Source organism: Caulobacter sp. GW821-FHT10F06 (genome assembly GCF_058809215.1).
Genome location: NZ_JBXASK010000001.1, coordinates 1 through 22,338, shown reverse-complemented (window position 1 = coordinate 22,338; position 22,338 = coordinate 1). Strand labels below are relative to the sequence as shown.

The following is a 22,338-nucleotide window of genomic DNA, read 5'->3' as shown; positions in this document are numbered from 1 at the left end:
GAGCCCTTAGGCGTCCTTGAACCCCTTACCCTCGGCCACCAGCCGCTCCAGCAGGGCCGACGGCTTGAAGTCATCCCCCAACTCCGCGTGGAAGTCCTTCATCCTGGCCAGCACCTTGTCGAGGCCGACCAGCTCGCCCCAGAACATCGGGCCGCCGCGATAGACCGGCCAGCCATAGCCGTTGATCCAGACGATATCGATGTCGGACGCCCGGATGGCCTTGCCCTCCTCGAGGATCTTCGCGCCCTCGTTGACCATGGGATACAGGCACCGCTCCAGGATCTCCTGGTCGGTGATCTCGCGGCGCTGGATCTGGCGCTTTTCGGCGAAGTCGCGGATCACCTCCTCGACGATCGGCGAGGGCTTGGCGTTGCGGTTCTCGTCGTAGTCGTAGAAGCCCTTGCCGTTCTTCTGGCCGCGGCGATCCATCTCGCACAGCACTTCGCGCACGGTCGACGACGAGGTCTTGGCCGGATCCCAGCCGATGTCGAGGCCGGCCAGATCGCTCATCGCGAACGGGCCCATGGGCAGGCCGAAGTCGTAGAGCACGCGGTCGACGTCCCAGGGCATGGCGCCTTCCAGGATCAGCTTCTGGGCTTCGCGCTGGCGCTGGGCCAGCATACGGTTGCCGACGAAGCCGTGGCAGTTGCCGACCAGCACAGCGACCTTGCCGATCTTCTTGCCGATCTGCATCGCGGTGGCGATCACCGACTTGTCGGTCTTGGCCCCGCGCACGATCTCCAGCAGGCGCATCACATTGGCTGGCGAGAAGAAGTGCAGGCCGATGACGCTTTCCGGCCGGCTGGTGCTGGCGGCGATCACGTCGATGTCGAGGTAGGAGGTGTTCGACGCCAGGATCGCGCCCGGCTTGGCGATCTTGTCGAGCTTGCCGAAGACCTCCTTCTTGATCTCCATCAGCTCGAACACGGCCTCGATGATCAGGTCGCAGTCGGCGAGATCCTCCAGGTGCATCGAGGGCGTCAGCAGCCCCATGCGCTTTTCGACGTCGTCCTGGGTCAGGCGGCCCTTCTTGGCGGTGTTCTCATAGTTCTTGCGGATGACGCCGACGCCGCGATCCAGGTTCTCCTGCTTGGCCTCGATGATCGTCACCGGCACGCCGGCGTTGAGGAAGTTCATCGAGATGCCGCCGCCCATGGTGCCGGCCCCGATCACGCCGACCTTCTTGATCGGGATGGTCGGAGTATCGTCCGGCACATCGGGGATCTTGGCGGCCTGGCGTTCGGCGAAGAACACGTAGCGCTGGGCGGCCGACTGGCTGCCGGACATCAGTTCCAGGAACAGCCGGCGCTCTTCCTTCAGGCCCTCGTCGAACGGCAGGTTCACCGCCGCCTCGATGCACTTGATGTTGTTTTCGGGCGCCATGAAGCCGCGGAACTTCTTGGCGTTGGCCTTGCGGAATTCGGCGAAGATCTCGGGCTTGCCGCGGGCGGCCTCGACCTTGTCGTTGAGCTCGCGGACCTTCTTCAGCGGTCGCTTCTCGGCCAGCACCGTCTTGGCGAAGGCGATGGCGCCGGCGCGCAGATTGCCTTCCTCGACCAGCTCGTCGAACAGGCCCATGGCCAGGGCCGCCTTGGCCGGCACGTGCTGGCCGCTGGTGACCATCTCCAGCGCTTTCTCGACGCCGACGATGCGCGGCAGACGCTGGGTGCCGCCGGCGCCGGGCAAGAGGCCGATGTTGACCTCGGGCAGACCGCCCTTGGCCGAGGGCACGGCGACGCGATAGTGGGCGACCAGGGCCACTTCCAGGCCGCCGCCCAGCACCGTGCCGTGGATCGCCGCGATCACCGGCTTGGGCGAGTTTTCGATGGTGTTCTGGACGTCTTGCAGCGACGGGCCGGTCATGGCCTTGCCGAACTCGGTGATATCGGCGCCGGCGATGAAGGTCTTGCCTTCGCAGATCAGCACGATGGCCTTGACGGCCGGGTCGGCGATGGCGGCCTCGAAGGCCCCCGAAAGACCCTCGCGCACGGCGGCCGACAGGGCGTTGACCGGCGGCGAGTTCAGCGTGACGACGCCGATGTCGCCTTCGACGGTAAGATCTGTGACGGCGTTGATCGCGGTCATGGCGGTTCCACCCCTGCTCTTGTTTGAACGGCTGTTTGAAAGACGAAACCTGCACGACGCCGCGCGGATGTCCAGCCTCTCGCGACGGCGCCCGATTTGTGGGCAGGCGGCGTTGACGCCGCCCAGGACATACTACAAATTCGAAACAGTAGTTTCAGCCGAGATTGTCCCCGGGAGCGGACGCCGCGTTGAACGCGAACCCGCCCCGTCGACGCGCCGCAGAGCGATCCGTGCTGGGGAGGGCGTACGCGTGGAAGCTGGGGCTGGGACGCGACTTGCAAGCGTCCCACAAACTCTAAGTCATGGATTTTGCGCGGACGCGGCGCGTTGTGGCCAATGCGTCGAACTTGGTAAAGCGCAACTCGGCGCGGGAGCCTGCTCCCGCGCCGCTTTCTTGTGGGCGAAGAGATAGATCCTCCCCCCTTGGGGGCGGTGGCCCGGAGGGCCGGAGGGGGTCCTCTCCGGTCTAAGCCGTTGAGGACCCCCTCAGTCGCTCCGCGACAGCTCCCCCAAAGGGGGAGCATTCCCGTTGTCTTAGGCCGCACTCTCCGTGAACGCCGAATAGACCAGTGTCCGCAGCTCGCGCCGGATCGGATAGGCCGACGACGGCATCAGCTGGGTCATGAACACCACCGCCAGGTCCTCGACGGGATCGACCCAGAAGGCGGTCGAGGCCATGCCGCCCCAGAAGTATTCGCCCAGCGAGCCGATGTTCTTGGTCCGCGCCTGGTCGACGGTCATGGCGAAGCCCAGGCCAAAGCCCAGCCCCTCGAACACCGCCTCGCTGAACAACGACTTGGAGAGCTCGGTCAGCTCCTTGCCGCCGGGCAGGTGGTTGAGGGTCATCAGCTTGATGGTCTTGGGGCTGAGCAGCCGCGCCCCGTCCAACTCGCCGCCGTTCAGCAGCATCCGGCAAAAGCGCATGTAGTCGTCGGCCGTCGAGACCAGCCCGCCCCCGCCCGACTTCACCGCCGGATCGGACAGGAACCGGCTCTTGGTCGGATCGTCCTGCAGCACCACCTTGCCCGACGGCGTCAGGGCGTAGCAGGCGGTGAACCGGCCGCGCTGGCTTTCGGGAACGAAGAAGCCGGTGTCGACCATCTTCAGCGGATTGAAGATGCGGGCCTGCAGGAAGGCGTCGAAGGGCTGGCCAGAGATCTTCTCGACCAGATAGCCCAGCACGTCGGTGGCCACCGAATAGTTCCACGACTCGCCGGGGCTGAACTCCAGCGGGATGGTCCCCAGCGTGTCGACGAAGGTCTGCAGCCCGCCCTCGCTGTCGATGCCGTCCAGCCTGGCCTTGCGATAGGCGGCGTCGACATTGGTGCGCTGCTGGAAGCCATAGGTCAGGCCGGCGGTGTGGCGCAGCAGGTCCAGCATCCGCATCGGTTCGGCGACTTTCTTGGTCTGGAACGCGCCGGGCACCCCGCCATTGAAGACGCCCAGATCGCGCCAGGCCGGGATGAAGCGGTGGACGGGGTCGTCCAGCGACACCAGCCCCTCCTCGACCAGCATCATGAAGGCCACGCTCGTGACGGGCTTGGTCATCGAATAGATGCGAAACAGACTGTCGGCCTTCAGGGGCGCGCCGCGCTCGATATCCGCCGATCCCAGCACCGTCTGGTAGGCCAGCTGGCCGCGCCGCCAGACCTGCACCTGGGCGCAGGGCAGCTTTCCGCTGGCGATGTACTTGTCCTGGATGAAGGTCTCGATGCGCTTCAGGCGCTCCGAAGACAGCCCTACGGCTTCCGGCTTGCTCAAGATTATGGATCTCCCCTTGCGACCGCCCGCGCCTGAAGGCGTTGTTTTTGTTGAGAACGAGACCTTGTGACGCAACCCTAACTTTACCAGGCCCGTGCATACTGATTGAAAACGAGGGATGGCCCATGGGCAAGCACTTGGATCACCAGGGCGCCCCGAGCACGGAAGACGCCGCCGCCGACTGGTTCTTCCAGAACAGCCTCGACATGTTCGTGGTGCTGGAGAACGGCGCGATCTCCCGCGTCAATCCCGCCTGGGCGGCCCTCACCGGCTGGACGGCCGAGGAAAGCCTTGGCCGGCCGATGCGCGACTTCTTCCACCTGCACGACACCGAGATTTTCCAAGAGCTGGACAGGTCCTTGCGCGCGACCGGCAGCGCGCGCTCGGAGCACCGGCTGGCCCGCAAGGGCGGCGGCTGGCTGTGGGTGCGCTCGCAGTCCAAGCAATTGTCGCGCGACGTGCTGCTGGTGGTCTTCCAGGACTTCAGCGAAGATCGCGCCCGCGCCATCGCCAAGCAGCAGGCCGAACGGGCCAACGAGATGCTGCGCACCACCGCCGGCGTCTATGTCTGGCGGTTTAATCCCCGCAAGGGCGTCTATGTCTTCGACCAGGACATCCCCACGCCCTCGCACCCGCGCGGCGGCGTGCGGACCATGACCATGACCGAGATGACGACCTCGATCCACCAGGACGACCGGGCGCGCGTCTGGGAGAACTTCCAGGCCACGCTGCAGACCGGCGAACACCGCCTGCTGGACTATCGCTATCTCGATCCCGAGAACGACACCTGGGCCGTGATGCGGGCCGCCTGGCGCGGCGTGCGGGGGCAGAGCCCCGAGCTGTGGGACGTCATCGGCATCAGCCAGAACGTCACCGAACTGATCGACGCCCGCGACGCCGCCCTGGACGCCGCCGAGGCCAAGAGCCAGTTCCTGGCCAATATGAGCCACGAGATCCGCACGCCGATGAACGGCGTGCTGGGCGTGCTGCACCTGCTCAAGCAAGAGGACCTGTCGGACGACGGCCGCCTGCTGCTGAACGAAGCCCTGGGCTGCGGCGCCATGCTGTCGGAGCTGCTCAACGACATCATCGACTTCTCCAAGGTCGAGGCGGGCAAGCTGGAGCTGGCTCCCGAACCCACCGATCCGGCCGCCCTGGTGCGTGGCGTCGCCGACCTGCTGCGACCGCAGACCCGCGCCAAGGGCCTGCATCTGCGGGTCGAAACCTCACCGGACCTGGGCTGGGTCCAGGTCGATCCGGTGCGCCTGCGCCAGGCCCTGTTCAACCTGCTGGGCAACGCCGCCAAGTTCACCCTGGAGGGCGGCGTCGACGTCCGCCTGACCGCCACGCCCGTCGAGGGCGGCTCTCGCCTGCGGTTCGAGATCCAGGACACCGGCATCGGCATTTCCGAAGAGGCCGGCCGGCAATTGTTCGAGCGCTTCAGCCAGGCCGACGGCTCGACCACCCGCCGCTTCGGCGGCGCGGGCCTGGGCCTGGCCATCACCAAGCGGCTGGTCCAGCTGATGGACGGCCAGATCGGCTTTTCCAGCACGCCGGGCCAGGGCTCGACCTTCTGGATCGAGATCGACGCACCGCACGCGGCTGCCGTGGCCCACTGCGAGGAGGCCGAGGCCCCGCTGTTCGACGGCCTGCGCGTCCTGCTGGTCGAGGACAACGCCACCAACCGCATGATCGCCTCGCGCATGCTGGAGGCCATGGGCGCCCGCGTCGAGACCGCCGAGGACGGCGCCGGCGGGGTCGAGGCGGCCCAACGCGGCTTCGACCTGATCCTGATGGACATCCAGATGCCCGACATGGACGGCGTCGAGGCCACCCGCCGCATCCGCGCCCAGGAAGGCGAGGTCGGCCGCACGCCGATCCTGGCCATGACCGCCAACGCCATGGCCCACCAGCAGGCCGGCTACCTGGCCGCCGGCATGGACGGCGCCATCGCCAAGCCGCTGTCGCCTGCCGCCCTGATCCAGACGATCACCGCCACGCTTGTGGAGCGCCAGACGGCGCCTGCTCTCAGGGCGTCCTGAAACAAACCTGAAAAACTGAAGAGCTTTCCATCTGATATGGTCGGGATAATGGATCTCGCCCTTTGTTTCGGGTCTAGAGACGCCTAAATTGGACCGTGTAGTCCAGAGACCGGCGCCGCCGGCAGTTTAGGGACCCGCCAGGTATGGATGACGGTCGGATCGCTGGCGTAGCCACGGCGCGCTATGCCCGCAAGAAGGAGGCGATCCTGGCCGCCGCCACCGCGGTGCTGAACCGCCAGGGCGTGCGCGGCATGACCCTGGCCGACGTCGCCGCCCGCGTGGGCCTGATCACCACCAGCGTCACCTATTACTACCGCAAGAAGGACGACCTGGCCGCCGCCTGCTTCATGCGCGGGCTGGAGCGGTTCGACGCCATGATCGACCAGGCCGCCGCCGAGCCCGATCCGCCGGCCCGGCTGCTGAAGTTCATCGACCTCTATCTCGACCTGAACCGCCGGGTGCGCCTGGGCGAGGCCACGCCCCTGACGAGCTTCACCGAGGTCAAGGCGCTGAAGGAGCCGATGCGCACCTCGGTGATGAGCGCTTTCAACGACATGTTCCGGCGGGTGCGCGGCTTCTTCGAAGGACCGCAGTTCGACCACCTGGAAAAGCGCGAGCGCAACGCCCGCACCCACTTGCTGCTCGAGCAGGTGTTCTGGTCGGGCACCTGGCTGCGCCGCTACGACCTGGACGACTACGAGCGGGTCCGCGACAAGATCTACGACATCCTGGCTGGCGGCATCGCCGCCCCAGATCGCGCCTGGACGCCGGCGGCCCTGCCGGATCCGACACCGGTGTCTGCCGACGGCCAGGAGTGGCGCGAGACCTTCCTGGTCGCCGCCACCCGCCTGATCAACCAGCGCGGCTATCGCGGCGCCTCGGTCGAGGACATCTCAGCGGCGCTGAACGTCACCAAGGGCTCGTTCTACCACCACCACGACGACAAGGACGCCCTGGTGGTCGAGTGCTTCCAGCGCACCTTCGCGGTCACCCGCAAGTCGCAGGCCGACGCCAAGGCGCTGAAGGGCTCGTCCTGGGACCAGGTGGCGTCGGCCACCGCCGCCCTGGTCGCCTACCAGCTGTCGGACCACGGCCCGCTGCTGCGCGCCTCGTCGATGGGCGCCCTGCCCGCCGAGATCCGCCACGACATGGCCGAGGGCTATGGCCGAGGATCGGAGCGGTTCGCAGCGATGATCTCGGACGGCATCGCCGACGGGTCGGTGCGCCCGGTGGACCCGATGATCGCCGCCCACATGATCAATTCGATGCTGAACGCCGCCGCCTCTCTGCGCACCTGGGTGTCGGACGTCGAGCGCGACGAGGCCGCCCAGCTTTTCGCGCGGCCGCTGCTGATGGGCGTCTTCACGCGTTAACCAGGCAACGGTCTGATTTCCCAGGATTTCAAAGCGTGTCGTCGCTGTTACTCTTGCGGCGATTGAGTCGCTTCGAGTTCCCGCATGACCATCATCGGATCCCAGCCGTACGTCACGGGCTACGCCAACACCGGCGTCGCGGCCAACAAGACCACCACAACGACGGCCGACAACACCTCAGCCCAGGCCAAGGCGGCCAACAACGCCACGGCGGCGGTCAACGTCACGCTGTCGGCCGAGGCGCAGGCCGCGCTGAAGGCCCAGACCGACACCCGCACCGCCGACGGCGTGGTCGCCGAGGCCCGCTCGGCGCTCGACGCTTTGCTGAAATCGGCCAAGGCCGCCAGCGCGCTGAAGGACGGCAAGGCGACCATCGATCTTGGCGACCTGGACCGCCGCGAGCTCTACGCCATCGCCACCGGCCGGGGCGGCAAGTTCCCGATCGAGGAACAGGTCGTCGCCGCCCTGGAGCTGAAGTCGCGCAACGCCGACGCCCTGGCCGGCCCGGCCGCCTCGGCCCGGGTCACCGGCGACTACGCCAGCCTCTACCAGGCCGCCCTCGACCGGCTGGACGCCGCCGGCGCGGAGGAGAAGACCACCGCCCAATGGGCCCAGGACAAGGCGGCCCTGACCGAAGGCCGCAAGCAGGCCATCGCCCGCCCCGGCGTCGCGCCCAGCGGCATCGAGGGCGATCCGGTCGCCGCCTATCTGAAGGAGGTCGGCGGCGTGGTTCCCAATCCGCGCACCCGCGACTTCGGCAAGGTGGCCAGCGACGTCCGCACCGTGCTGGACAAGCAGTACGCCACGGCGACCGGCGCCGACGCCGCGACCAGTCCCGATGACGGGGAGATCGACTTCTCGAAGTTCGACGCCCGCTCGCTGGCGGCGATCTCGCTCAATCGCGACGGCCAGTTCTCGGCCCATGAGGTCAGCCAGGCGGCCGGCGAGATCAAGGCCCGAAACCACGAGTCGGTGATGGCCAGCTACAAGGACAGCGCCTCGTCCGACCCGTCGGCTTTCGGCAAGTCGATGATCACCCGCTATGCCGACATGACCACCGAAGAGCGCGAGGCCTCCGGCTGGACGCCTGAGCTCTACGACAAGATGGTCGCCATGCAGAACACCCGCGAGAAGCTGGCCTCGCTGTTCAGCGCCGACGGCGGCCTGGCGACGTCCGGATCCATGAGCCTGCTCGACTATCTGAGCTAGGACCGCCGCACCTTACGGCGAATTCATCCTATGAAGGCTTGCCCGCTACACACGTAGCGCTACACATGTAGCGACGAAGTGTTGCGGAGGCCGCCATGATCGAATCCCTGCCCCGACGCGAACGCGAGGTCTTCGAGACCCTGTGCCGGCTGGAAACGGGCACGGCCTCGGGCGTCCGAGCCGCCCTGTCGGACCCGCTCAGCGACTCCGCCGTCCGCACCATGCTCTCGCGGCTGGAGGCCAAGGGCCTGGTTGAACGGGCGTCCGGTCCCGAGGGCATCCTCTACAGTCCCGCCCAGCGCACCGAGACTGTCGCGGCCGGCGCCCTGAGGCGGATGATCGACACCTTCTTCGCCGGCTCGGCCGCCAGCGCCGCCACCGCCCTGCTGGGCCTGGGCCAGAAGCTGACGCCGGAAGAAGCCGCCGCCCTGGAACGGGTCATCGAGCAGGCCGTGGAGAAGAAGCCATGACCTGGACCCTGCTGATCGCCCTGCTGGTCAAGTCCAGCCTCGTCGCCGGCGCCGGCCTGGCCTGCGCGCGCCTGCTGGCCCAGCGCCCCGTCGATCGCGTCGACATCCTGCGCGCCACGGTCTGCCTGCTGCTGGCCCTGCCCGTCGTCACCGCCATCCTGCCCACGCTGGACCTGGCCCTGTTGCCGCCGATCTCGCCGGAGCTCGCGCCGGCGGCCGCCTTGCCGATCGAGCGTGACGGCGCGATCGGGGCTGTCTCGAGCCCCTGGCTCTCGCCGGTCCAGATCGTCGTCGCCCTGTGGCTGGCCGGCGCGGCCGCCATCTGCGCCCGCCTGCTGCTGGGCCTGGCGACACTGGAACGCTGGACCCGCAAGGGTCAGCCGGTGTCATGCCCCACCTGGCTGGCGCCGCTGGAGCGCCTCGAACCCTCCGACCGCCCCGGTCTGGTCTCCAGCCCGCACGTCGCCAGCCCGCTGAGCTGGGGCGTCGCCCCGGGCTTCATCGTCGTCGACCCCGCCAGCCTGGCCGAACGCCACGCCGCCCCCGCCATCCTGGCCCACGAGCTGGCCCACCTGCGCCGCCACGACTGGATCTTCCTGGTGCTCTCGCGACTGGCGCTGGCGCTGTTCTGGTTCAACCCGCTGGTCTGGCGCCTGCATGCCGACCTCGCCGCGCGGTCGGAGGAAGCCGCCGACGCCGACGCTCTGAAGACCATCGACCGCACGCTCTACGCCCGGGCCCTGGTTCGCCTGGCCGCCCATTCCGCCCCCCATCCCGCGCATCGCGTGGCCACGGCCATGGCGGCCGCTGACGCCCGAACGCTGAAGACAAGGATCGCCTGCATCATGACCGACACGTCCGCCCGCCGCCGCCCGCTGACGGTGGCCCTGACCATCGCCGCCCTGGCCGTGGTCGCCACGCCCCTGGCCGCGCTGGAGATCCGCCATCAGACCTGGGTCGCGCCGCCGCCGCCGCCGGCTCCCCCGGCCCCGCCACCCGCGCCGCCCGCGCCGCCGGAGCCCCCGCAACCACCGGCTTTCGCCGCTCCCGCTCCTCCGCCACTTCCGCCGCTTCCTCCGCCCCCGCCCCCGCCGGAGCCGCCCGCGCCGCCGCCTGGGAGCGTCAACTACAGCCTCGCCCGGTTCGCGACGCCCGAGGAACGCCAGATGGCCGCCGAAGCGCGCGCCCGCGCCAATGAGGCCCGTGTCCAGGCCGACGAAGCGCGACGCCAAGCCGATGCTGCCCGTCGTGTCGCCGACCTCGTCCGCGCCCAGGTCGACATCGCTCGCCTGGCCGCCAATCAGGTCCGCATCCATGCCGATCAGGCTCGGATCGACGGCGAACGCGCCCGCAAGGACGGCGAACGCGCCAGGGCCGAGGGCGAACGGGCCCGGGTCGACGGCGAGCGCATCCGGCAGGAGGTCGCCCGCAATATGGTCAATGTCCGCATCGAGATGGCCAAGGGCGCCGAGCAGATGCGGCAGGGCGCCCGCGACATGCGCGCCGAGGCGGTTCGTCTTCGCGATCCGGCCTATCGCGCCCGCCAGATCGCCGACAACCGGTCGCGGGGCAGCATCGTCACCGACGCCGCGCTGCTCGACCTGGCCAAGAGCCTGCCCGCCCAGGCCGACGACCTGGAGCGCCAGGCCGATCGACTGGCCGAGCGTTCCCGCGAGCCGAGCTGAGCCTGGCCGCTCAACGAAAGAAGCGCGCCCCTCGCGAGGCGCGCTTCCGTTCGTTCGCTCCAGCTAGATCCTAGAACTTCTTGCGGACCCCCACCTTGTAGGTGCGGCCCAGCGGATCCCCTGTGAAGGGGTCGTAGCCGAGATCCAGGCGGGCGTAGGACGGGTCCTTGTCGAAGACATTGGTGATCGCCGCCGTCAGGGTCGTGTCCCAGGGCAGGAAGACCCGATAGGCCAGGTCGGTCAGGACCTGGGCGTCGATCTTCTTGCCCGCCGACACCGTCACGCCCGCGCCGGTGGTGTCCTTGTAGGCGTTGGCCGCGAAGGGCGCCGTGCGCTGGTCGGTGTAGGAGTCGATGTAGTGGACCGTGGCGCGCAGGTTGTGCGGGCCCATGTTCCACTCGGCGAAGACGTCGCCCTTCCACTTCGGGATCGGCACCACGGTGGTCTGGTAGTTGAGCAGGCCCACGGCGTCGAAGGCCTTCTCGACCACGATGCCCTCGACCGAGGTCGCGCCCACCTTGTACTCGGAGATGTAGGTGGCGTTGCCGCCGACCGAGACGTCGCCGCCCAGAACGTTCTCGAACCGGTAGTCGGCCGAGAAGTCGAAGCCCGAATTCTTCACCGCCGCGCCGTTGATGTAGTTGGTCTTCAGGCGGGCGATGCTGGTGGTCGGGGTCCCGCAGGCGCCGTTGTAGGTGAAGCGCGCCACCAGCCCCGCGTAGGCGGGATTGGCGCAGTTGTTGGAGCCGGCCGCGCCGTTCGGATAGAGCGCGGAGACGATGCCGGCCACCGGCTCGGTGACGATCGGGTTTTTGAAGTCGAACTTGAAGTAGTCGATGCTGGCCTTGAAGTTGCCGACGTTGAACAGCAGGCCGCCGTTATAGGTGTTGGCCTTTTCCGGGTTCAGGTTCGGGTTGCCGAAGATGTCCACGGCCCGGAACACGCCCAGGATGCCCTGCAGCGAGGTCACCGAGGTCGTGGTGGTCACCGGGTCCGGCGGGCCGCGGAAGGTCGAGCCGGCCGAGCCGCGCACCGCCAGCCAAGGCAGGGCCTGCCAGCGCGCCGAGATCTTCGGGTTGAAGGTCGAGCCCACCGCGCCGCCGTAGTCTTCAAAGCGCGCCGCGGCCTGGACCTGGAAGGTCTCGGTGATCGGCACCGACAGTTCGCCGAAGGCGGCCATCACGTCCGACTGATTGTCGGCCTCGTTGCCGACGCCCAGGAACATGAAGGGGCCGTTGCGGGCCGAACCGGTGCAGGTGGTCACGCCGAAGTCGGGCGTGTTGACGCACGGATTGATCGCCGCGTTGCTGATGTCGTTGTAGTCGGCCTTGAAGTAGGTGCGGCGATACTGGACGCCGGCCGCCCAGGCGATGTCGCCGCCCGGCAGGGTGATGGCCGTCTTGCCGTTCAGCACGGCCTCGCCCACGAACAGTCGCGAGGACTGCTTGGTCGACAGCTTCTTGAAGAACCAGTCGACCAGGTCCTTGTTGTTGGCCAGGGCCGCGTTGTAGCCGGGGTTGGCCGTGCCGGTGATCACGTTGCTCGGGATCGCGCTGGCGAAGGGGTTGTAATACATGCAGCCGCCGACGCCCGGCGTGCCCTGGATGCCCGGCGTGGTGGGGCTGCTGTCGCACAGCGGACCGCCCAGCCCTTGCAGCGCCAGGGCGAAGCGGTTGACCAGGGTGTCGTAGCCGGTGCGGATGCCCACTTCCTGCGAGTAGGTCAGGGCCACGTCCCAGCCGATGCCGTTGTCGAATTCGCCCTGCAGATCAGCCGAGACCCGGAAGGCGTCGAACGAGCGCGAGCCGATCGACGGGCCATAGTTGAACTTGGGATTGCCGCCGATGCCGAACGGACGGTTGGCGACGTTCAGCGCCCCGAACGCGAAGATCGAGCCCGGTGCGGTCGTCTGGACGCCGGTAGCCAGGTTGGTCAGCGACACCGTCGGGTTGGCCGCAATGAAGGCGATCAGGCCCGGATTGGTGGCGGGCACGTAGTAGCGGCCGGTCAGGGCGGCGCTGGGCGCGACCTCGGCGGTCGGCGTGGCCAGGGCGGCGTAGGACGGCGAGGTGTTCCAGTCGGGAACGTCGGTGTGGGCGTACAGCACCTCGGCGTGGAACTTGGTCTTGGCCGACAGGTCGGCGTTGACCTCGCCATAGATCTGGAAGGCGTCGGACTTCTCGACCAGGTTGTCGAACGGCGTGTAGTGCCAGTAGCAGACCGGGGTCAGGCCGCTGAAGCCGGCATAGCCGCCGATGCCCGTACAGGCTGGATCGCGCGTGGCGTTGGTGGTGCTGGCCAGGGGGATGAAGGTCGACGGATTGCCGGCGGCCGACCACCCCGCCTCGGGGTTCGACAGATAGGGCTGGTTGGCCCAGTCGCGATCGGCGACGCTGAGCTTGGAGCGATGCTGCCAGCCGGCGCTGACCAGCACGTTGCCGTTGTCCCAGACCTTGCCGAAGGTGGCGTTGAGGCCGTAGTCGCCGTCCGAGCCGTCGATGACCCGATAGTCGGCGCCCACTTCCAGGCCGTTGAAGTTCTTCTTGGTGATGAAGTTGACGACGCCGGCGATGGCGTCCGAGCCATAGGTCGCCGCCGCGCCGTCCTTGAGCACTTCCAGCCGGCCGATGGCGGCGGCGGGAATGATGTTGGTGTCGACGATGCCCGCGCCGGCGGCGGCCAGCGGATTGATGGCCATGCGACGGCCGTTCAGCAGCACCAGGGTGCGCTGCGAGCCGAGACCCCGCAGGTTGACCGAGCCGGAGCCTTCCGAGCCCTGGGCGCGGCTGTCGAACTGGTTGGTGTCGCCCAGCACGCCGCTGGACACCGACAGGGCCTTGATCAGTTCGACGGTGGAGGGCGAGCCGCGCTTTTGCAGCTCTTCGGCGCCGATGACGTCCACCGGCAGGGCGGCGTCCTCGGGCGTGCCGCGGATGAAGGAGCCGGTGACGACCACTTCCTCGACTTCTGTGGGCGCGGTGTCGGGCTTGGCCTGCTGGGCATGGGCCATGCCGGTGGTCAGGGCGACGGCCAGCGCCAGTGACGAGCCCCCGCGCAGGAACACGGTGCGTTTCATAGTTTCTTCCCTCCCTCGTTTGCGTTTTTGAACGCGTTTTTTTGAGGCTCGTTTTTAAGCGTGGGGGTCGCGGCGCCTTCGTCGTCGACGCGCGAGCGCAATCCCGCCGCAACCGGCGAAATCAGGCGTCGCGCCTTTTTCGAAATCTGAAGATGCGCCGTTCAAGACCGACACCCCTGGGTTAAACCCGAGCCGGATACTAGGAAAGCCACGCATACTGGCTCCACGACTTGCCGCGAAGCCGGTGGTCGATTTCGGAGTCGAACACCTGTTTCGATGATGCGGTATGTTTTGACGGTACGTCAACCGTCGCCCTGCCCGGGAGCCTTTCGGCGCGACGTCGCAACACTGGGCCAAGGCGGCGAAATCTTTCGACGCGCGGCTGTCGCAAAGCCCTCGCCACATTCGTCATATGAGAGGACGGCGCGCCCGCGCATCCCGGCCGGAGCGACGGAACCGAATGAACGCGCAGCTCTTTTATTGTCGCCCGCCCGACTTAGATGAACGGTGGTACGCAGATCGCGAGCGTCGACGACGGCATCCGTATCAATACCTAAGTCGATTGACTGTTAAGCGGCTTAATAATATCGGTCGCCGCCATGACCCGGGATCCGACCCTCACCTATCAGGGATGGCGCAACTCGCATGTGCCGCGCGACCCCATTGGTCAGCGCCTGAAGACGATCTCGGTCCTGAACCGCGAGATCGGCAAGAAGATCGGCGAAACCCTGGGCGTGAACGTCACCGACATGGCGGCTCTGGAGCACCTCCTGCACAACGGCCCCCAGACGCCGGGTCAGCTGGCCGAGCGTCTAAAGGTGACGACCGCGGCCGCCACCCAGATCGTCGACCGCCTCGAGCGAGCCGGACATGTGGCGCGCGAACGCAAGACCAACGACCGCCGCAAGATCTTCGTCGTTCCCGTGGAAGCCGCCGTCGAGCGGGCCTTCGAGCAGTTGGCGCCGATGCTGAACGGCCTGGACGCGGTCCTGGCCGGCCTGAGCCCGGCCGACCGCCAGGTCATCGAAGTCTTCCTGGACCAGGTCGTCGACGCCTATCGCAACGTGGCGGGCCTTGGGCCCATGCCTCCCGAACCCCATTGAGCCCGATGTCCCTTCCTCCCCCGCCCCTCCCCCGCGCGGTCGCGCCCAAGAGTGCCTGTCGATGAGTGTGATCCCGACCGACGAGCGTCGCCTTCGGCCATCCGGCGTCTCGGTGCTGGCCCTGGGCCTGGCCGGCCTCGCCCTGTCCGCCTGCGTGCACAGCCCGCGCCCGACGACCGACACTCGCCTGCCGGCCGCCTATGAGGCCCCGGCCGGCGCCGCCCTGCCCCAGGCGACGCTGGATCGCTGGTGGACCAGCTTCAACGATCCGCAGCTGACGGCGCTGATCGACACGGCCCTGACCAACGCTCCCGACGCCCGCAGCGCCGAGGCGGCGCTCGACCTGGCCCGCGCCACGCGCAAGGGCCAGATCCGCCAACTCTACATCCCGTCCACGCCCCTGACCGGCGCGGCCAGCCGCACCCACACCGAGATCCTCGACAGCAGCGGCTCCAGCTTCACCCAGGGCGGCGACACCGAAAACTATTCGGCCAAGTTCGACGTCAGCTGGGAGCTGGACCTGTGGGGCCGCCGCCGCGCCGCCCGCCAGGTGGTCGACAACGACCTGGCCGCCGCCCGCTTCGCCTATGAAGGCGCCCGCGCCTCTCTGGCCGCCCAGGTGGCCCAGTCCTATTTCGAGGCGCGCGGCCTGGCGGTTCAGCTGGACGACGCCCGAGAGACCGCCCGCATCAATGGCGCGCTGCGCGCTTTCTCGGTCAAGAAGGCCAAGGCCGGCCTGATCGCCTCGTCGGAGTCCGATCGCGCCGAGGCCGACGAGGCCCAGAGCCTGGCCCAGGTGGCCGATCTCGAGGCCCAGCTCAGCGCGGCCCGCCGCAGCCTACTGGTCCTGGTCGGCAAGGGCGCCGAGCCGCTGGCCAACCTGCCGGTCGAGGCCGCCCTGGCCGCCGCCCCACCGGTTCCCGCCACGGTGCCGGGCGAGCTGATGGCTCGCCGACCCGACGTGCGCGAGGCCCAGGCCAAGCTGGCCTCGGCGGCCGGCAACCTGAAGATCAACGAACTGGCCCTGTTCCCCACCTTCACCCTGACGCCCGGCGTCGGCCTGGCCAAGAGCGTGGCGCCGGCCTACGCCTTCCTGAACGGCGGCGGTGGCGGCGGCACGACCTCGACCACCACCTCGACCTGGACCCTGGGCGGCAACGTCTCGATCCCGGTGCTGAACATCCCCTATCTGCTGACCGAGATCGACGCCCAGAACGCCCGCACGCGGCAGGCGGCCATCGCCTACGAGAAGGCGGTGCAGACCGCCTATGGCGAGGCTGAGAACGCGATGACCCAGCTGGCCGCCGACCAGCGCCGCGTGGCCCTGCTGACCGATGGCGAGGCCCGCGCCCAGCGCGCCTACGCCGCCAATCGCAAGGGCTACACGCTAGGCCTGATCGACCAGACCACGACCCTCCAGTCAGAAACCTCCTGGCGCGCGTCGCGCTCGGCCCTGACCGCCGCCAAGACCCAGGCCCTGGGCCGCGCGGTCCAGACCTACAAGGCGCTCGGCGGCGGCTGGTCGCCCGACGCCGTCGCCCAAACCAGGGACGCCCGCGCCGCGTCCGCTCCTGCCCAGGCTTCCTCGAAATGAGATCCTCCCCCATGACGACCCGCACCACGATCGCCGCCGCGCTTGTCATCGCGTCGGTCGGGCTGACCGCCTGCGGCGACAAGAAAGACAAGGACGCGGCGAAGGCTCCTGCCGCCGCCCAGGCTCGCGCCGTCAGCGTCGGCAGCGTCGAGACCCGGCCGCTGGGCGGCGGGGTCGAGGCCTCCGGCGTGCTGGTCTCCCGTGAGGAGGCCGCCGTCGGCTCCGAGCTCTCGGGCTATCGCGTCGCGCGCCTCTATGCCGACGAAGGCGACTGGGTGCGGGCCGGCCAGCCCCTGGCCCAGCTCGACGACACCCTGCTGCGCGCCCAGGTCGACCAGCAGGCCGCCGTCACGGCCCAGGCCCAGGCCGAAGCGGCGCGCGTGGCCGGCCTCGACGGCCAAGGCGTTCTCAGCCAAGAGCAGATCGAGACCCGCCGCTACCAGGCCAAGGCCCAGGAAGCGGCGCTGAAGGAAATCCGCACCCGCGCCTCGCGCATGACCATCACCTCGCCTGTCAGCGGCCGGGTGCTGCAACGCGGCGTCCAGCCCGGCCAGATCGCCGGCGGCGGCACGACGCCGTGGTTCACCATCGCTCGCGACGGCCTGGTCGAGCTCGACGCCGAGGTCAACGAGGCCGACCTGGCCGGTGTGCGCGCCGGCCAATCGGCCCAGGTGTCCTTGCCTGGCGGCCAGCTGATCTCGGGCGTCGTGCGTCTGGTCAGCCCCCGGGTCGACACCAACAGCCGCCTGGGCAAGGTGCGCGTGCGCCTGCCCGTCCGACCCGACCTGCGCCCCGGCGGCTTCGGTCGCGCCACCTTCGGCGCCTCCGGCGCGGCGGTCACCGCCATTCCGGAATCGGCCATCCGCTACGAGGCCGACGGGCTGTCGGTGATGACCGTCGACAGCAACAACCGCGCCCATCAGGTGGCCATCAAGATCGGCCAGAAGGGCGGCGGCTGGGCCCAGCTCGTCCAGGGACCGCCCGCCGGAACCCGCATCGTCCTGGGCGGCGCCTCGTTCGTGGCCGACGGCGACACCATTCGCCCCGCCACTCAGAAGGCCGCCCGCTGATGGTCGGCGAACAGAAGAGCGGCGAACTGAAGATCTCCGCCTGGGCGATCAAGAACCCGATCCCGGTCGCGGTGCTGTTCATCGCCCTGATGGTCGCCGGCATCGGCTGCTATCTGAGCCTGCCGATCAAGCAGTTCCCCAACGTCGAGTTCCCCGCCGTGACCGTGACGGTCACCCAGAGCGGCGCGGCGCCCGGCGAGATGGAGACCCAGGTCACCCGCCCCATCGAGGACGCGATGGCCGGCATCTCCAACGTCAAGACCATCCGCTCGTCGGTGGTCCAGGGGGCCTCGACCACCACCATCGAGTTCAACCTCGGCGAGGACCTGCAGAAGGTGACCGACGAGGTGCGCTCCAAGGTCGACCAGACCCGGTCGACCTTGCCTAAGGAGGTCGACGAACCGATCGTCCAGCGCCTGGAGATCACCAGCGCCCCGATCATCACCTACGCCGTCTCGGCCCCGAACATGAGCGCGACCGAGCTGTCGTGGTTCATCGACGACACCGTGACCCGCGCTCTGCAGGGCGAAAAGGGCGTGGCCCAGGTGGCCCGGGTCGGGGGCGTGGATCGCGAGATCAACGTCGTCATCGATCCCGACCGCATGGCCGCCTTCGGCATCACCGCGCCGCAGCTGAACCAGGCCCTGGCTAGCTTCAGCGTCGACGCGCCCGGCGGCCGGGCCAATGTCGGCGGTCGCGAGCAGACCCTGCGCGTGCTGGGCGCGGCGACCACCGTCGACCAGCTTCGCCAGATCACCATCCCCCTGAGCGGCGGCCGCTATGTGAAGCTGACCGACGTGGCCCAGGTCGGCCAGGGCTCGGAAGAGCAACGGGGCTTCGCCCGCCTGGACGGCAAGTCCGTCGTCGCCTTCCAGGTGATGAAGACCCGCGACTCCAGCGACGTCGCCGTCGAAGACCGGGTCAAGAAGGCCATCGAGGCGCTTGAGACCAAGCACGCCGACGTGTCGTTCGTGAAGATCTTCTCGACCGTCGACGAGACCCGCGCCAGCTTCGCGGCCACCGAGCACACCCTGCTGGAGGGCATGCTGCTGGCCTCGCTGGTGGTGTTCCTGTTCCTGCGCGAGTGGCGCGCCACCCTGATCACCGCCATCGCCATGCCGGTGTCGCTGATCCCCACCTTCGCCTTCATGGCGGTGATGGGCTTCTCGCTGAATGTCGTGACCCTGCTGGCCCTGACCCTGGTCATCGGCATCCTGGTCGACGACGCGGTGGTCGAGATCGAGAACATCGAAAAGCGCGTCGCCCGGGGCCAGAGACCGTTCCAGGCGGCGATGGAGGGGGCGGACGCCATCGGCCTGGCGGTCGTGGCCACCACCTTCACCATCGTGGCGGTGTTCGTGCCGGTGTCCTACATGCCCGGCACGCCCGGCCAGTTCTTCAAGGAGTTCGGCCTGACGGTCGCCGTGGCCGTGCTGTTCTCGCTGGTCGTGGCCCGCCTGCTGACCCCGCTTCTGGCCGCCTATTTCCTGAAGCCGGCCAAGGACCCGCACCCGCGTCCCGAGTTCAAGGGCTTCTATCGCAGCGTGCTGGACTGGTCGCTGGACCACCGGATCCTGGCCTGCATCATCGGCGGCCTGATCTTCGTCGGCTCGATCATGCTGGCCGGCCTGCTGCCCACGGCGTTCCAGCCAGCCGGCAACGCCAACTATTACTATCTGAAGATCCAGGGGCCGCCTGGCGCGACTGCGGCCGACATGGAGCGCTCCGTCCAGGCGGTGACCACCATGTTCCGCAAGCGCCCGGAAACCGCTCACGTCTTCGCCCAGGTCGGGTCGAACATCAGCAGCGGGTTTGGCGGCCAGAGCGGCGCCGACGTCCGCGACGCCACCATCACCGTCGTGCTGGACGGCAAGCGCGACCTGACCGTCACCGAGATCAAGCAGGTGGTTCGCGACGGCCTGCGCGACATCCCCGACGCCCGCGTCAACCTGCAGGGCGACTGGGGCTCATCCGACGTCCAGACCATCCTGACCGCCGAGGACGGCCCCCTGCTGGAACGCACCGCCGCTCAGGTGGAGCGTGAGATGCGCGGCCTGAAGACAATCGCCGATCCGCGCCCCTCCACCCCGCCCAGCGGTCCGGAAATCGTCATCCGCCCCCGCGCCGACGAGGCCGCCCGCCTGGGCGTCAGCGCCGCCGACATCGCCGCCATCGCCCGCGTGGCCACGGTCGGCGACATCGACGCCAACGTCGCCAAGATGACCCAGGGCGAGCGCCGGATCCCGATCCGCGTGCGCCTGCCGGCCGACACCCGCGCCGACCTCGAAGCCCTGGGCGCCCTGCGCATCCCCACGGCCAGCGGCGGCACGACCCGGCTCGACACCGTGGCCGACCTCTACTTCCAGGCCGGCCCGGCCAAGATCGACCGCTTCGCCCGCAAGCGTCAGCTGACCATCGAGGCCGACCTTAACAACGGCGCCCAGCTGGGCGAGGCGATGAAGGACGTCAACAACCTGCCGACCATGAAGAAGCTCCCCGCGGGCGTCGCGCCGGCCACGGCCGGCGACCAGGAGGCCTTCGTCGAGCTCTTCACGGGTTTCGCCATCGCCCTGCTGTCGGCGGTTGGCCTGGTGTTTGGCGTGCTGGTGCTGCTGTTCCGCAGCTTCTTCAAGCCCATCACCATCCTGTCGGCCCTGCCCCTGGCGATCGGCGGCGCGTTCTTCGCCCTGCTGGTCACCGGCCAGTCTCTGTCGATGCCGTCGCTGATCGGCTTCCTGATGCTGATGGGTCTGGCGGCCAAGAACTCGATCCTGCTGGTCGAGTACGCCATCGAGCAGGAACGGGCCGGCATGAGCCAGCGCGACGCCATCATCGACGCGTGCCATGAGCGCGCCCGACCGATCGTCATGACCACCCTGGCGATGATGGCCGGCATGCTGCCCACGGCCCTGGGCATCGGCACCGGCTCAGAGTTCCGACAGCCGATGGCCGTGGCGGTGATCGGCGGCCTGATCACCTCGACGGTGCTGTCGCTGGTGCTGGTGCCGGTGGTCTACGAGATCGTCGACGACGTCGAGCGCTGGCTGCAGCCGAAGCTGGCGCGTTGGACCACCCCGCGCGAAGCCTCGCCCCAGGCCGCGCCGGTGGACCGCCTGTGAGCGAGCTCGTCGTACGCCCTTTCGTGGCGGACGACGCCGCCGCGGTCCTTGCGCTGATCCTGTCGATCCAGCGCGAGGAGTTCAGCTTCTCGATCACCGCCGCCGATCAGCCCGACCTGGCCGCGATCCCGGACTTCTACCAGGCTGGCGCGGGACAGTTCTGGGCGGCCGAGCTGAACGGCGAGATCGTTGGCACGATCGCCCTCAAGGACATCGGCGAAGGCGCCGTGGCGCTGCGCAAGATGTTCGTCGCGCCCAAGGGCCGGGGCGAGGTCGGCGCGGCGAAGGCGTTGCTGGAGGCCGCGTTGGACCACGCCCGCACCCATCGGGTCGCCGACATCTATCTGGGCACCACCGATCGCTTCCTCGCGGCCCATCGCTTCTATGAGAAGAACGGCTTCGCGGCCGTCTCACCCGACGACCTGCCGCCCGCCTTTCCTCGCATGGCGTTGGATACGCGGTTCTATCACCGCCAACCCTAGCCCTCGCGGGCCGAGTAGGTCAGGCGGCAGGTGGTCCAGCCGTCTGCGCGGGTCATTTCGAACCTGCCGCCCAGCTGGCTGGCCATGGCCCGGACGATGCGCAGGCCCAGGCTGGTCGACTTGGCCGGGTCGAAGCCGGCCGGCGGTCCCGCCCCGTTGTCGTGGATGGTCAGGACATGCTCGGGGCCGCTCTGGTCCAGCCGCACCTGCACCGCGCCGCCGCGACTGTCGCCAAAAGCGTGCTCCAGGGCGTTGTTGAAGCATTCCAGCAGCACCAGGGTCACGGGCGTGGCCTGGTCCGGATGCACGGGCTGCTCGCCGCCATGCACGCTGACCGTCGCCGTCACGCCCGCCGCCGCGCCGGCGTCGCGCAGCAGGGTCTCGGCGAAGGCGCGGAACGGCACGGGGTCGCCGACCCGGTTGTGCAGCTCGCGCTGAATCTTGGCGATCACCTCGATGCGGCCCCCGGCCTCGACCAGGGCGTGGCGGGCGTCGCCGTCCTTGACGCCCGCCGCCTGCAGGCGCAGCAGCGCGCCGACCACCTGGATGTTGTTGCTCACCCGGTGGTGCAGTTCGCGATACAGAAGGTCCTGGCTCTCGGTCAGTTTGGCGTAGCGTTCGCGCTCGGCCGACAGCTGTCGCAGCGCGCCGCGCATGCCGTCGATGAAGAAGATGTCGACCGCCACCACGAAGGCGAAGAAGGCGATCGCCACGACGGTCGTGAAGCCCAGCGCGAAGCCCTGCTCCGGCCCGATGAAGAAGCGCCAGGCGGCCAGGCCGGACAGGGTCGCGCACAGGATCGCCGGCCGCGCCCCGACCAGATAGGTGGTGACGATGATCACCGGGAAGAAGGTCAGATAGGGAAAGCCCGGCGGGAACCAGTCCCCCATGGCCAGGCGCACGCCAAGGCCTAGCGCCGCCATCAAGACGGCGAAGCCATAGCGGAAAACCGACGTCTCCCTCAGCCTGCGCCAATCCATGGCGTGAATCCCCAACCCCGCACTCTGCTTAGCTCTCGCACCTGGGGCGTCAAGCCGGTTGCCGACATAGCTACGCCGCCGAAGCGCGACGCCCCGCGACTGCCTCGTGTCGCCGCCTATCCGCCAAAGCAAAAGGCCCCGGAGTTTCCTCCGGGGCCTTCGCTTGTCTTGGTAGCCGAAGCTAGAAAGTCGAGGACTACTCGACGATCTTGGCGACGACGCCGGCGCCGACGGTGCGGCCGCCTTCGCGGATGGCGAAGCGCAGGCCTTGGTCCATGGCGATCGGGGT

General features: G+C 68.6%; 15 protein-coding genes. 10 read left to right on the top strand and 5 right to left on the bottom strand.

Annotated features, from left to right (window positions below; translation table 11 throughout):
- Nucleotides 1-6: 6 nt before the first annotated feature.
- Nucleotides 7-2,085 (bottom strand): 3-hydroxyacyl-CoA dehydrogenase NAD-binding domain-containing protein, encoded by a 2,079-nt coding sequence (locus AC1RUS_RS00075; RefSeq protein ID WP_492911796.1) that lies wholly within the window; start codon nucleotides 2,083-2,085, stop codon nucleotides 7-9.
- A 534-nt stretch (nucleotides 2,086-2,619) separates the two neighbouring features.
- Nucleotides 2,620-3,846 (bottom strand): serine hydrolase domain-containing protein, encoded by a 1,227-nt coding sequence (locus tag AC1RUS_RS00070; RefSeq protein ID WP_492911794.1) that lies wholly within the window; start codon nucleotides 3,844-3,846, stop codon nucleotides 2,620-2,622.
- Nucleotides 3,847-3,971: 125 nt separating this feature from the next.
- Between AC1RUS_RS00070 and AC1RUS_RS00065 the strand changes: the two genes are divergently transcribed.
- The 5 genes from AC1RUS_RS00065 (at nucleotide 3,972) to AC1RUS_RS00045 (ending at nucleotide 10,625) form a co-directional block, all read left to right on the top strand.
- On the top strand, nucleotides 3,972-5,888 hold the full coding sequence (locus tag AC1RUS_RS00065) for an ATP-binding protein (protein ID WP_492911792.1): 1,917 nt from the start codon (nucleotides 3,972-3,974) through the stop codon (nucleotides 5,886-5,888).
- 143 nt (nucleotides 5,889-6,031) lie between these two features.
- Entirely contained in the window at nucleotides 6,032-7,261 is a 1,230-nt protein-coding gene (locus AC1RUS_RS00060; protein ID WP_492911790.1) for a TetR/AcrR family transcriptional regulator, read from the top strand.
- 84 nt (nucleotides 7,262-7,345) lie between these two features.
- Nucleotides 7,346-8,470 (top strand): hypothetical protein, encoded by a 1,125-nt coding sequence (locus AC1RUS_RS00055; protein WP_492911788.1) that lies wholly within the window; start codon nucleotides 7,346-7,348, stop codon nucleotides 8,468-8,470.
- A 95-nt stretch (nucleotides 8,471-8,565) separates the two neighbouring features.
- Complete coding sequence (locus AC1RUS_RS00050; RefSeq protein WP_492911786.1) at nucleotides 8,566-8,940, top strand: BlaI/MecI/CopY family transcriptional regulator; 375 nt, start codon at nucleotides 8,566-8,568, stop codon at nucleotides 8,938-8,940.
- On the top strand, nucleotides 8,937-10,625 hold the full coding sequence (locus AC1RUS_RS00045) for a M56 family metallopeptidase (protein ID WP_492911784.1): 1,689 nt from the start codon (nucleotides 8,937-8,939) through the stop codon (nucleotides 10,623-10,625). Before AC1RUS_RS00050 ends, AC1RUS_RS00045 begins: the two co-directional genes overlap by 4 nt.
- A gap of 70 nt (nucleotides 10,626-10,695) precedes the next feature.
- On the opposite strand, the gene AC1RUS_RS00040 is transcribed toward AC1RUS_RS00045, so the two are convergent.
- A complete protein-coding gene (locus AC1RUS_RS00040) occupies nucleotides 10,696-13,701 on the bottom strand; it encodes a TonB-dependent receptor (RefSeq protein WP_492911782.1) in 3,006 nt (1,001 codons plus the stop codon).
- Between the two features lie 599 nt (nucleotides 13,702-14,300).
- Here AC1RUS_RS00040 and AC1RUS_RS00035 point away from each other — a divergent pair.
- The 5 genes from AC1RUS_RS00035 to AC1RUS_RS00015 all read left to right on the top strand — a co-directional run bounded on the left by AC1RUS_RS00035 (nucleotide 14,301) and on the right by AC1RUS_RS00015 (nucleotide 21,069).
- Nucleotides 14,301-14,804, top strand: coding sequence for a MarR family winged helix-turn-helix transcriptional regulator (locus AC1RUS_RS00035; RefSeq protein ID WP_492911780.1), 504 nt, complete (start codon nucleotides 14,301-14,303; stop codon nucleotides 14,802-14,804).
- Nucleotides 14,805-14,865: 61 nt separating this feature from the next.
- Complete coding sequence (locus tag AC1RUS_RS00030) at nucleotides 14,866-16,398, top strand: efflux transporter outer membrane subunit (protein WP_492911778.1); 1,533 nt, start codon at nucleotides 14,866-14,868, stop codon at nucleotides 16,396-16,398.
- Complete coding sequence (locus AC1RUS_RS00025) at nucleotides 16,395-17,468, top strand: efflux RND transporter periplasmic adaptor subunit (RefSeq protein WP_492911777.1); 1,074 nt, start codon at nucleotides 16,395-16,397, stop codon at nucleotides 17,466-17,468. Before AC1RUS_RS00030 ends, AC1RUS_RS00025 begins: the two co-directional genes overlap by 4 nt.
- Nucleotides 17,468-20,587, top strand: coding sequence for an efflux RND transporter permease subunit (locus tag AC1RUS_RS00020; protein WP_492911776.1), 3,120 nt, complete (start codon nucleotides 17,468-17,470; stop codon nucleotides 20,585-20,587). The genes AC1RUS_RS00025 and AC1RUS_RS00020 overlap by 1 nt, the downstream gene beginning before the upstream one ends.
- Entirely contained in the window at nucleotides 20,584-21,069 is a 486-nt protein-coding gene (locus AC1RUS_RS00015; RefSeq protein WP_492911775.1) for a GNAT family N-acetyltransferase, read from the top strand. Before AC1RUS_RS00020 ends, AC1RUS_RS00015 begins: the two co-directional genes overlap by 4 nt.
- Here the strand turns inward: AC1RUS_RS00015 and AC1RUS_RS00010 are convergent.
- Entirely contained in the window at nucleotides 21,066-22,049 is a 984-nt protein-coding gene (locus tag AC1RUS_RS00010) for a sensor histidine kinase (protein WP_492911774.1), read from the bottom strand. The two genes, AC1RUS_RS00015 and AC1RUS_RS00010, sit on opposite strands and share 4 nt — an antisense overlap.
- A 196-nt stretch (nucleotides 22,050-22,245) precedes the next feature.
- Nucleotides 22,246-22,338 (bottom strand): EF-Tu C-terminal domain-related protein (locus AC1RUS_RS00005; protein WP_200918645.1); only part of this gene is annotated, 93 nt, incomplete at its 5' end.